At 71.0% G+C, this 11804-nt stretch carries 12 protein-coding genes; 8 read left to right on the top strand and 4 right to left on the bottom strand.

The window, feature by feature from the left end:
• Positions 1-91: 91 nt before the first annotated feature.
• Positions 92-1444, bottom strand: coding sequence for a phenylacetate--CoA ligase PaaK (gene paaK / locus ACZ6ZQ_RS30195; protein ID WP_469771682.1), 1353 nt, complete (start codon positions 1442-1444; stop codon positions 92-94).
• Between the two features lie 169 nt (positions 1445-1613).
• On the opposite strand from paaK, the gene ACZ6ZQ_RS30190 reads away from it, so the two are divergent.
• From ACZ6ZQ_RS30190 to ACZ6ZQ_RS30160, 7 genes are all read left to right on the top strand, one after another.
• Positions 1614-1826, top strand: coding sequence for a hypothetical protein (locus ACZ6ZQ_RS30190; RefSeq protein WP_469771681.1), 213 nt, complete (start codon positions 1614-1616; stop codon positions 1824-1826).
• Positions 1827-1965: 139 nt separating this feature from the next.
• Entirely contained in the window at positions 1966-3489 is a 1524-nt protein-coding gene (locus ACZ6ZQ_RS30185) for an alpha/beta fold hydrolase (RefSeq protein ID WP_469771680.1), read from the top strand.
• Between the two features lie 270 nt (positions 3490-3759).
• Positions 3760-4788, top strand: coding sequence for an L-threonine 3-dehydrogenase (gene tdh / locus ACZ6ZQ_RS30180; RefSeq protein ID WP_469771679.1), 1029 nt, complete (start codon positions 3760-3762; stop codon positions 4786-4788).
• Between the two features lie 65 nt (positions 4789-4853).
• Entirely contained in the window at positions 4854-6047 is a 1194-nt protein-coding gene (locus ACZ6ZQ_RS30175; protein ID WP_469771678.1) for a glycine C-acetyltransferase, read from the top strand.
• The gene (locus tag ACZ6ZQ_RS30170; RefSeq protein WP_469771677.1) at positions 6044-6958 is read left to right on the top strand and encodes a LysR family transcriptional regulator; all 915 of its coding nucleotides are present in this window, start codon (positions 6044-6046) and stop codon (positions 6956-6958) included. The genes ACZ6ZQ_RS30175 and ACZ6ZQ_RS30170 overlap by 4 nt, the downstream gene beginning before the upstream one ends.
• Before the next feature lie 178 nt (positions 6959-7136).
• Positions 7137-7763 (top strand): hypothetical protein, encoded by a 627-nt coding sequence (locus ACZ6ZQ_RS30165; RefSeq protein WP_469771676.1) that lies wholly within the window; start codon positions 7137-7139, stop codon positions 7761-7763.
• A gap of 50 nt (positions 7764-7813) precedes the next feature.
• Positions 7814-7975, top strand: a complete 162-nt coding sequence (locus ACZ6ZQ_RS30160; RefSeq protein WP_469771675.1) for a hypothetical protein — start codon at positions 7814-7816, stop codon at positions 7973-7975.
• Between the two features lie 20 nt (positions 7976-7995).
• On the opposite strand, the gene ACZ6ZQ_RS30155 is transcribed toward ACZ6ZQ_RS30160, so the two are convergent.
• The 3 genes from ACZ6ZQ_RS30155 to ACZ6ZQ_RS30145 all read right to left on the bottom strand — a co-directional run bounded on the left by ACZ6ZQ_RS30155 (position 7996) and on the right by ACZ6ZQ_RS30145 (position 11150).
• The gene (locus tag ACZ6ZQ_RS30155) at positions 7996-8784 is read right to left on the bottom strand and encodes a GNAT family N-acetyltransferase (RefSeq protein ID WP_469771674.1); all 789 of its coding nucleotides are present in this window, start codon (positions 8782-8784) and stop codon (positions 7996-7998) included.
• Positions 8785-8870: 86 nt separating this feature from the next.
• On the bottom strand, positions 8871-10127 hold the full coding sequence (locus ACZ6ZQ_RS30150) for a pyridoxal phosphate-dependent aminotransferase (RefSeq protein ID WP_469771673.1): 1257 nt from the start codon (positions 10125-10127) through the stop codon (positions 8871-8873).
• 93 nt (positions 10128-10220) lie between these two features.
• Positions 10221-11150 (bottom strand): RICIN domain-containing protein, encoded by a 930-nt coding sequence (locus ACZ6ZQ_RS30145; protein ID WP_469771672.1) that lies wholly within the window; start codon positions 11148-11150, stop codon positions 10221-10223.
• A 288-nt stretch (positions 11151-11438) separates the two neighbouring features.
• Between ACZ6ZQ_RS30145 and ACZ6ZQ_RS30140 the strand changes: the two genes are divergently transcribed.
• Positions 11439-11702, top strand: a complete 264-nt coding sequence (locus tag ACZ6ZQ_RS30140) for a hypothetical protein (RefSeq protein ID WP_469771671.1) — start codon at positions 11439-11441, stop codon at positions 11700-11702.
• The last annotated feature ends 102 nt before the right edge of the window (positions 11703-11804 follow it).

Raw genomic sequence — 11804 nt, 5'->3', positions numbered from 1 at the left:
GCCAGAAGGGCGTCCAGGTTTGTCTTCACACACTGACCAACGGGCGCCCTTCGCCATGGTCGCGACCAGCACACACATCGGACTCATTCATCTAGTCCCCCTGGGCCGCGTCGCGGAGGTCTACGATCCGCTTGATCTTGCCCACCGAGCGTTCCAGCGCCTCCGGGTCGACCACCTCCACCGCCACCGACACCCCGATCCCGTCCTTCACCGCCGCCGCGATCTCCCGCGCGGCGGCGGCCCGCTGATCGGGCGACGCCGCGCCGCGGGCCTCGGCCCGTACAGTCAGCGCGTCCATCCGGCCCTCGCGGGTCAGCCGCAACTGGAAGTGCGGGGCGACACCCGGCGTACGCAGCACGATCTCCTCGATCTGGGTGGGGAAGAGATTCACCCCACGCAGGATGATCATGTCGTCGCTGCGGCCGGTGACCTTCTCCATCCGCCGGAACACCCGCGCCGTCCCCGGCAGCAGTCGCGTCAGATCCCGGGTCCGGTACCGGATCACCGGCATCGCTTCCTTGGTGAGCGAGGTGAACACCAACTCTCCCTCCTCCCCGTCCGGCAGCACCTCGCCCGTGAACGGATCCACGACCTCCGGGTAGAAGTGGTCCTCCCAGATGTGCAGGCCGTCCTTGGTCTCGACGCACTCCTGTGCCACGCCCGGACCGATCACCTCGGACAGCCCGTAGATGTCGACCGCGTCGATCGCGAACCGCTCCTCGATCTCGCGCCGCATCTCCTCGGTCCACGGCTCCGCGCCGAAGATCCCGACCTTGAGCGAGGTAGCCCGTGGATCGACGCCCTGCCGCTCGAACTCGTCCAGCAGCGTCAGCATGTACGAGGGCGTCACCATGATGATCTCGGGCCGGAAGTCCTGGATCAGCTGGACCTGTCGGGACGTCATCCCGCCCGACGCCGGGATGACCGTGCAGCCCAGCCTCTCCGCCCCGTAGTGCGCGCCGAGGCCGCCGGTGAACAGCCCGTATCCGTAGGCCACATGAACCTTGTGCCCCGGCCGCCCGCCGGCCGCGCGGATCGAGCGGGCCACGACGTCCGCCCAGGTGTCGAGGTCGCGGTCGGTGTACCCGACGACCGTGGGACGCCCGGTCGTGCCGCTGGAGGCGTGGATGCGCCGTACCCGCGACTGCTCCACCGCGAACATCCCGAACGGGTAGTGATCGCGCAGATCGGCCTTCGTGGTGAACGGAAAGCGCGCGAGATCGTCGAGCGAGCGGCAGTCCTCGGGTCGCAGCCCCGCCTTGTCGAACGACTCCCGGTAGAATCCGACGTTCTCGTACGCATGGCGCAGGGTGGCCCGCAGCCGTTCCAGCTGCAGGGCCCGGAGCTCCTCGTGGCTCAGTCGCTCCCCGGCGTCCAGCAGATCCGCCAGGTCCGTGAGATCCGTGAGATGCGTGAGGTCCGTCCTGTCCGTCCTGTCCGTCATACGGAAGACTCCCGTGTCACCGTCGCAAGTCGGACGACCGATCATTCGGTCAAGCTGTCCGTGATCAGTAATCCAGCCACCCGCCCGGGCGTCAAGACCGGCGTCCTGACTTCTGTACGGCGCTGGTCCTCCCGGTCACCCCCGGATCCGTGGACGGTACAGTCGCCCCATGCCCAGATGGCTTCCCGATCCGGCGCCCGAGCCGGCGGTCACCGGCACCGAGATCACGCGGACCGACTGCAAACAGTGCGGAACCGAGGTGCACGGCATCGACGGCCGGTACTCGTGTCCCCTGTGCGGCTGGGTCAACCACTGGAGCGAGGGCCACAACCCCCTTCCGGAAGCCCACCAGGACCCGGACCATCCCGGGCCGCGGAAGTGAGCGACGCCCCGGAGATTCTCCGGGGTCTGTTCATGCCCTGCGGGTTCATGCCCGGCGCGCGATCGCCTGCGGCGAAAACGGCCCCGCCGGATCCCGGGGACCGTTGGCAGGATCGCGGACACGCGGAGAAGATCGCGGTATGCCGAGCTTCAGCGCGTACGACGGGACCACACTCGCTTACCACGTCGAGGGGGCGGGGGAGCCGCTCATCTGTCTTCCGGGGGGTCCGATGCGGGCATCCGCCTACTTCGGCGACCTGGGCGGGCTCGGCGCGCACCGCACACTCGTACGGCTCGACCTGCGCGGCACCGGTGACTCCGCGGTGCCGGACGACCCGGCGACGTACCGCTGTGACCGGCTCGTCGAGGATGTCGAGGCGCTGCGGGCGCATCTCGGACTCGACTCCGCCGACTTCCTCGGACACTCGGCCTCGGGCAACCTCGCGCTGCTGTACGCCGCCGCGTACCCCGAGCGGGTGCGCTCGCTGACCCTCGTCACCCCCGGCACCCGCGCCCTCGGCGTCGAGGCCACCGAACAGGACTGGCGCGATGCCGTCGCGCTGCGCCACAGCGAGTCCTGGTACCCCGAGGGCCGCGCCGCATGGGAGGCGTTCTGGGCGGGCCGGGACGCCGACGACCTCTGGCCGGACATCGTGCCGTTCATGTACGGCCGCTGGGACGCCGCTGCCAGGGCGCACGCGGCGGACGACGCACACCAGGCCAACCCGCAGGCGCGGCGCGCCTACTTCGCGGACGGTGCCTTCGACCCGGCCGCCACGCTGAACGCCGTCGCGGCCCTGGACGCGCCGGTCCTCGTGCTCGCAGGCGAGTACGACGGAGGGCCCACCCCATCCCGCGCCGCGGAGATCGCCGCGCTGTTCCCGCACGGGACGACCGCCGTCCAGCGCGGCGCCGGCCACTATCCCTGGCTGGACGACCCCGGCGCCTTCACCCGCACCGTCGCCGCCTTCCTCGACCCCGCCGTACGCAGCGTCGAGGCCCCCGACGGGACGCGTCTCGCCTACCGCACCTGGGGCGACGAGAGCGCCCCGCCCGTCGTCCTCGCCCACGGACGGGGCGGCAGCAGCCGGGGCTGGACACAGATCGCGGAACAGCTCGCCGTCACCCGCCGGGTGTACGCCATCGACTTCCGCGGCCATGGGCTGAGCGACTGGCCCGGCACCTACTCCTTCGAACTCTTCCGCGACGACCTGCGCGCGCTCATCACGTCCCTGGGACTGCGCGGTACGGACCTGATCGGGCACTCGATGGGCGGGGCGGCCGGGTATCTGCTGGCCGAGGACGAGCCGGAGCTGCTGGGCCGCCTGGTCGTCGAGGACGCGGCGCCGCTCGTTGCGCTCGACCCGCCGCGCGGCCCGGCCGAACGGCCCGCCGGCGTCCTCGACTTCGACTGGCCGGTGGTCCCGTCTCTCGATGCCCAGCTCAACGATCCCGACCCGGCGTGGCGCGCGCGCCTCGGCGCCATCACCGCTCCGACCCTCGTGATCGGAGGTGGGGCGACGAGCCATGTCGATCAGGAGGAGCTGGCACGGCTGGCGGCATTGATCCCCGCGGCGCGGCTCGTCACCATCGACGCCGGGCATCTCGTCCATGAGGCGCGGCCGGAGGAGTTCCTGGCCGCGCTGAGGGAGTTCGGCATCTGATGCCGGCAGATCACTCCAGCAGCTGATTCCCGCATCAGATTCCCGACGGCGCCGACTCCGGACCCGGCGCTGACTCCGAAAGCCGTGTCGGACGCGGTGCCGGGCGCCCGACCGGGCGCCCGGCACCCGGTGCGTGAAGCTTTGCTGTCGGCCCGTTTAAGAAATCCTCGATGGACTGAACGCTCCGTGCTCGGCAGATTGGTGCCCGTCCACCGACCGGCGCTCTCGTGCCTGGTCAGCCCTGAGCATCGCCACGCCTGGAGCCGCACCATGAAGGCACTCGTCAAGCAGCACGCCGAACCCGGGCTGTGGCTCATGGACGTCCCCGAGCCCGAGTACGGCCCCGGCGATGTGCTGATCAAGGTGCTCCGTACCGGCATCTGCGGGACCGATCTCCACATCCGCTCCTGGGACGGCTGGGCCCAGCAGACGATCAGCACCCCGCTCGTCGCGGGCCATGAGTTCGTCGGCGAGGTCGCCGCCATCGGCACGGACGTCCAGGACATCGCGGTCGGCGACCTGGTCAGCGGCGAGGGGCACCTCGTCTGCGGCAAGTGCCGCAACTGTCTCGCGGGCCGCCGCCACCTGTGCCGCAGCACCGTCGGGCTCGGCGTCGGGCGTGACGGCGCGTTCGCCGAGTACGTCGCCCTGCCCGCGTCCAACGTGTGGGTGCACCGCACCAAGGTCGACCTGGACATCGCCGCGATCTTCGACCCGTTCGGGAACGCCGTGCACACCGCGCTGTCCTTCCCGCTCGTCGGCGAGGACGTCCTGATCACCGGCGCGGGCCCCATCGGCGTCATGGCGGCCGCCGTCGCCCGGCATGCGGGCGCCCGCAACGTCGTGATCACCGACGTCAGCGAGCCGCGCCTCGCCCTGGCCCGCAAGGCCGGCGCCACCCTCGCGGTCAATGTCGCAGAGACCGACATCGCCGAGGCCCAGCGCACCCTCGGCCTGAAGGAGGGCTTCGACATCGGCCTGGAGATGTCCGGCCGCCCCGAAGCCGTGCGCGACATGATCGACAACATGACCCACGGCGGCCGGATCGCCATGCTCGGACTGCCCGCGCAGGAGTTCGCCGTCGACTGGTCCAAGATCGTCACCTCGATGATCACCATCAAGGGCATCTACGGCCGCGAGATGTTCGAAACCTGGTACGCGATGACCGTGCTGCTGGAAGGCGGGCTCGACCTCAGCCCCGTCATCACCGGCAGCTACGGCTACCAGGACTTCGACGCGGCCTTCGACGAGGCCGCCACCGCCCGCAGCGGCAAGATCATCCTCGACTGGACCTCCTGATTCTGCTGCTCGGTCCGCCTCACCTGCTTGCCCCGCACGCCCAGTGACCCCAGGGAGCACCCCCTATGTACGCGTCCGTACGCGATGACCTCCGCGCCACCCTCGACGAGATCCGTGCCGCCGGACTCCACAAGCCCGAGCGGGTCATCGGCACCCCGCAGTCGGCGTCCGTCGCCGTCACCGCCGGCGGCGCCCCCGGTGACGTGCTGAACTTCTGCGCCAACAACTACCTCGGTCTCGCCGACCACCCCGAGGTCGTCGCCGCCGGCAAGGAGGCCCTGGACCGCTGGGGCTACGGCATGGCCTCGGTCCGCTTCATCTGCGGCACCCAGGAGGTCCACAAGGAGCTGGAGAGCCGGCTCTCCGCCTTCCTGGGCCAGGAGGACACGATCCTCTACTCCTCCTGTTTCGACGCGAACGGAGGCGTCTTCGAGACCCTCCTCGGCGCCGAGGACGCCGTCATCTCCGACGCCCTCAACCACGCCTCGATCATCGACGGCATCCGCCTCTCCAAGGCCGCCCGCTTCCGCTACGCCAACCGCGACATGGCCGACCTGGAGGCGAAGCTCAAGGAGGCGTCCGGCGCCCGCCGCCGCCTGATCGTCACCGACGGCGTCTTCTCCATGGACGGCTACGTCGCACCGCTCCAGGAGATCTGCGACCTCGCGGACCGCTATGACGCGATGGTCATGGTCGACGACTCGCACGCCGTCGGCTTCGTCGGCCCCGGCGGCCGGGGCACCCCCGAGCTGCACGGAGTGATGGACCGCGTCGACATCATCACCGGCACGCTCGGCAAGGCCCTCGGCGGCGCGTCCGGCGGCTACGTCGCCGCCCGCGCGGAGATCGTGGAGCTGCTGCGCCAGCGCTCGCGCCCGTACCTGTTCTCGAACTCCCTCGCCCCAGTGATCGCCGCCGCCTCCCTCAAGGTCCTCGACCTGCTGGAGTCCGCCGGTGACCTGCGGGAGAAGCTCGCCGCCAACACCGCGCTCTTCCGTACGAAGATGACCGAGGCGGGCTTCGAGATCCTGCCCGGCGACCACGCGATCGCGCCCGTCATGATCGGCGACGCCGCCGAGGCGGGCCGCATGGCCGAGCTGCTTCTGGAGCGCGGCGTGTACGTGATCGGCTTCTCGTACCCGGTGGTCCCGATGGGCCAGGCCCGGATCCGCGTCCAGCTCTCCGCCGCGCACTCCACCGAGGACGTGGAGCGGGCGGTTGCCGCCTTCGTCGACGCTCGGGCGACAATGGCCGGGTGATCGACCCGCGCAGGCTCCGCATACTGCGTGCCGTGGCGGACCACCGTACGGTGACCGCCGCGGCCGCAGCGCTGTATCTGACCCCCTCGGCCGTCTCCCAGCAGCTCGCCGCGCTGGAGCAGGAGACCGGCCACACGCTGCTGATCCGCAGCGGCCGCGGCGTACGGCTGACCGCGGCCGGTGAGATCCTGCTCGCCCACGCCCATGCGGTGCTGTCCCAGCTGGAACGGGCCGAGGCCGAGCTCGCCGCGTACGCGGGCGGCGCGTCCGGGGAGGTCACGGTCGCGGCGTTCGCCACCGGCATCGCCGAGGTCCTCGCCCCGGCGATCGGACGGCTCGCCGGGGAGCATCCGGGCATCCGCGTACGGGTCAGGGACGCCGAGGGTGACGAGAGCCTGCCCATGGTCCTGGACGGCGAGGCCGATCTGGCCCTCGCGGTCGAGTACCGCGGAGCACCTCGCGAGGACGACCGGCGCCTCGCCCGCGTCCCGCTCTACGCGGAGCCCTTCGACGCGGTCCTCCACTGCACGCATCCCCTGGCGGGAGGCAACCGCGTGGAGCTCGCCCAGCTGGCCGACTCCGACTGGATCGGCCCGTACCCGGGCAACCCGTGCCACGAGGTGATGCTCCTCGCCTGCGAACTCGCCGGCTTCGAGCCGCGGCTGACCCACTCGTCCGACGACTTCAGGGCCGTCGTCGCGCTGGCCGGGGCGGGCGCCGGAGTGGCACTCGTCCCGCGGTCGGCGCTGCGGGGCATGGAGCTCAAGGACACCGTCGTCCTGCCTGTCGCGGGCCCGGCCGCCACCCGCCGCGTCTTCGCGGCGGTCCGCCGCGGCGCCGAGGCCCACCCCCTCCTCAGCCCGGTGCTGGAGGCCCTGAGGCACTCGGCGGCGGGCCTGTCCACGGACTGACCCGCTCCCGGACAGGGTCTGGCGGACCGGTCCGCGGTCCCGGGGCCACCGAGGATTCCGGCCCGGTCGGCGCGGGTGGCCGCGGACAGCCGCGGTCCGGTCGTCGCGCGGGGCGTCCGCGCGGAACCCGGTCCGGACCAGGCGGGAACCGGGCCGAGCCGCCATGCGTCGAAGCGGCATGAAGCCGAGGATCGCCGCGATTCCTGCTCTCCTCCTGGTCGCCGCCTGCGGGCAGCAAACGACTCCCGGCCGTGTCGCCCCGTCCTCGACACCCCCACAGCAGCACTACAAGGTCCAGGCGACGGTCCTGGAGAGCTCATCGCACGGACCCCAGCTCTGCTGGGCGGTCCTGACGTCGCTGCCTCCGCAGTGCAGCGGCCCCGATGTCGTCGGGTGGACCTGGAAGTCGGTGAAGCGGGAGTCCCGACACGGCACGACCTGGGGCTCGTACGAACTCACCGGCACCTGGGACGGCACGCGCTTCACGCTCACCGAACCCGCGAGGTCCCGCGCCTCCGACGCCCGTGAGATCCCCGAGGACGATGCTCGGGACCCCGACTTCTCGGCCCCCTGCCCGGCACCGGCAGGCGGCCGCAAGCCCGTCGACCGCTCGAAGGCCGACGTCGAGGACTACGAGCGTGCCCTCCAGCTCGCGGAGAAGGACCCGGAGTTCGCCGGAGGCTGGATCGACAGCCGGACCGGCGGCGACGGCGCCGGTACCGTCCTCGTCATGCGGTTCACCCGGGACCTGACCGGCCACGAACGCGAGATCCGCAAGGTCACTGGGGCGGCCCGCTCTGCCTGACCACCGCCGCGCACTCCCAGGCCGAACTGCGTAAGGTGCGGGAGCAGTCGGTGAAGGAGCTGCCGCGCGCCCTGGAGGCGAGCATCGACGTCGTACACAATGCCGTGCACATCAGGACCGTCGTGGCGACCGACGACGTGCAGCGGGACATGGACCGGCGGTTCGGTGCGGGCGTGGTCCGCGTCCGTGGGTGGCTGCAGCCGGTCGGCTGAACCGGTCCGCAGCGCGACCGTCAGTCCGACGTTTCCGGCTGGTACACGTACGGCGTCGTCGTGCTCAACGCGGTGAAGCCGAGGCGCCGAAGAATCGGGCGGCTCGTCGGCATGGCGTCCACGTGCAGGTAGCGGTAGCCGCGGGCGGCCGCGATACCGCTGCGGAAGGCGACCGAGGCCCGGTAGATGCCGCGGCCGCGCCACCCGGGCACGGTGCCGCCGCCCCACAGCCCCGCGAAGTCGCGGTCAGGAGGCAGCTCCAGCCGGGAGGAGCTCACCGGTAGGTCCCCGGCCATCGCGACGACCGCCACGACCGTGGCCGGGCGGGCGGACAGCCGGGTGAGGAGCTGCGCCCTCAGCCGCGAACTGTCCGTGCCGAAGGCCTGCTCATGGACCCGGGCCACGAGGTCCACACCGGCCGCGTCGGTCACCTGGCGAAGTTCCACGCCCTCCGGCAGTTCCACGGCCATGGGCAGGTCGTCCACCGCGGCGATCAGCAGCGTCTCCTCGGGCTCCGGTTCGAATCCGGCTGCGAGCAGCCGCTGTGCGAGATCGGCCGGCCCGTCGTGTGCGTACAGCTTCCACTCGAACTCGCGCCCCAGAGAGGTGAAATGCCGTATCTGGTCCGCGATGGCCTCGTCCGCGGTGGCCGCGTCCAGGCCCGACCACACGACTCCGTTCCAGCCGTGGTCCCCGGCGGTCTGCCGCACCACGCCACCCACCCGCTCGACGCGTGCGCCCGGGCCGTCGGCCGGTGCCCCCTGCCGCATCTGCCGGTCGTACAGGGCCCGCACCTCGTCATGATCCATCCGGTCACTTCAGCACCGGCCGCAGCGCCCGGCAACCGAATTCCGGACGGGCGTCGCCGGCCCCGGCTGCGGCCCCGGCCTGCGAGTCAGGCCCCCTGCACGAGACGGTCCACCGCCGCGGTGCCGGACGCGTACGGCAGCGCGAGCGCGGGCATCGGGCCAGGCACCGGTCCCGGCACCGTTCCCGGTACCGGACCCCGGACCGTCCCCTGCGCGTGGTGTGCCGCGTACAGGGTTTGCTCAAGACCCGCCACCAGCTGCTGCACATCCGTCTGCGGCCGCACCACGAGCCGCAGATAGCGGCTGGAACTGCCGATCTTGTTGCCGCACTCCCGGACCAGCACTCCGTGCTCCTCCAGCAGCCGGTCCCGCAGCGCCGCGCCGTCGACCCCCTCCGGCAGCCGCACGTACACGAAGTTGCCCTGGGACGGGTGGACGGTCAGGCCGGGCAGCCGGCTCAGATGCCAGATCATCTCCTGGCGGTCGCGCTGCACCAGTCGCAGGCTGTGCGCGTACTCCAGCCGGTGCTCCTTGAGCATGAACACCACGGTCTCCGCGAAGGAGTTGAGATTCCATTTCGGCAGCGCCGCCCTGATCCGCCCCGCAAGGCCCGGATTGGCGACGAGGTAGCCGAAGCGCACGCCGTGCAGGCCGAAATTCTTGCCGAGACTGCGCAGCACGATCGTGTTCGGGCGCAGCACCGCGTCGGCGACGACGCTGGTCTCCGCCTCGGCGTCCGCGAACTCCAGGAAGGACTCGTCCACGACGACCAGGTCCAGGTCCTGAAGGGCGTCGAGGAGCGCGAGGACGGCATGGCGCGGCAGCAGCCCGCCGTCCGGGTTGTTCGGATTGCAGATGACGGCCGTACGGGACCCCCGGGTCCGTATGAACTCCACGAACGAGGCCGGATCGAGGGCGAACCCCGAGGACTCCGGCAGCGGGAACATGTCGACCCGCTTGCCCGTCTCCATCGGCTGGTCGGTCCAGCGGCCGAACGTCGGGACCGGCACGGCGAGCGACTCACGCACCAGCAGATGGTCGATCCAGGTGATCAGCTCGGTCGAGCCGTTGCCCATGGCCACCGTCTGCGGGTTGAGGCCGAGCACCGAGCACAGCTCGGTGGTGATGGTGTCCGCGCCGCTGGGGTAGTACGTGAGGATCTCCCGCAGCCGGTCGCCCAGTTCCTCGAACATCTCGGGCGTCGGAAAGTACGGATTGCAGGGGATGCAGAAATCGATGATCGCGCGGCTGTCCCCTGCCGCCCTGTTGAGCGACGCGTACGAGGGGCTGTGCGCCGTCGACGTGCGGAAGAGCTCGGTGACGTTGCTGCCGGCTTCGGCCATGGGGGTCCTCCGGAGTTGGCTGCCTGCCGGGGAATACGTACATCCGCACGGCCTTGCTCAACCCGACTCCCAACGCCGCCGTGCCGTACCGGGTCAGGACGCGGGCCCGATGAAAAACACCTGGCCGCCCTTGCCCCTGCACCGCTCCATCACGGCCTCGGTCCCCTCGGCCGTGTCCGAGGCCTTGATCCCCGCACATCCCTGACCGTCCACGCGAAGGACGTACCTGCCGCCTTCGTAGGAGCCGGACGGTTCGAGGTGGAACAGGCTGCCCTGCGCGCAGTCGTCGTACGGCTCCAGCAACCCCGCGCCCGGGCCCTCGGCGAGTGCCTTGAGGCAGCCCTTGCCGTAGTCCGGATGGTGCCATTGGATCCGGAACGTGTCCCCGCCCATCGGCTCCAGCCTGGTGGCCTGTGGTGCCGCCTTGGTGCACGGCCGCTGAACGGCCACCAGCGGGGTGTACCGGCGGTCCAGGACCCGTCCGTCGGTCAGGCAGAGGTCAGGAGCAGTGACCGGGCGAATGAGTACCCAGCCGCTCAGCAGTGCCGGCGCGACGCCGGTGGACGCGGAAGGCGCGATCCGGTCCGGGCTGTTCCCCGGTGAGCCGGCCGCCGTCAGCCTCCATGCCCCGACGGCGGCCAGGATCAGGACGGCCACCGACACGGCCAGTGCTGCAACCCTGCGCGGTGGCTTGTTGAGCGGACCACGCCGTGGCGGTGGTGTCCCGGCGACACCGGTCCCCGGCCCACCGGCGATCCTGTCCCGCGCCTGCAGCCATTCCGCCACCGGCAGCCCTTCTCCGCAGGCTTTCACGAAGGCAGCCAGTTGATCAGGTCGCGGTACGGCGTCACGGCCCAGCATGCTCGACGCGGTGCTGCGCGGCAGTACGTCCCCCGCCTCCGCTGCGCGCTCCTCCAACTGCCGGTAGGACAGACCGGAGTCTTCCTTGAGCCGGCGCAGCAACTCCATGAATGCGGGTAAGTCGTCGATCTCTCCGAGTTCCCGACCTCGCTCCTCTTCCATGAAGTTGATCATCTGGTGGTGTCCGGCGAGCCGTCAACGACCATCCCCGCCAATCACGATGCCCCACAGATGACGAGCCGTGACTCGATCACGAGCCGCTGCTTCCGCGACCGGGACACGCGGAGGGCGTGCGGACACGGTCGAGGGACGGCGTGCTGACCAGCCCGGACACGAAGCGGAGCGTCCGGGACACGCCAGGGACGTCCGGGACATCCCATCCCTGTTCCTCCTCGCTCCTTCGTGCCTCAGGATCTCGCCGACAGCAGGATTTCGACTCGAAGGGCAGACATGCGTACTGGACTTGTGCTCGCCACGGCCGCGATGGGAGCCGCCCTGCTGACCGGGGGCACCGTCGCCACCGCGCAGGCCACACCCGCGTCCTCCGGCATGAACACGACGGCCGCGGCGCCGATCGCCTACTCGTGGATCTACGTCGGCACCTACCGCACCCACAGGGAGTGCTACGACGACGGCAAGAACTCCGCCTACTCCCAGTGGCACTGCAAGCCCGTCAACGGCAAGTACCAGCTCTGGGTGAACGACGAGTCGTAGACGACCGACGGCCGTCCACGGAGCCATCCGGAAGTGTCACCGCGGCCCCGGCAGCAGGTCCGCTGCCGGGGCCGCTGGCATCCGGCACACCGCATGCGCGCC

Source organism: Streptomyces sp. NPDC053673 (assembly GCF_055585225.1).
This window is presented reverse-complemented; position numbering and strand designations above follow the sequence as displayed.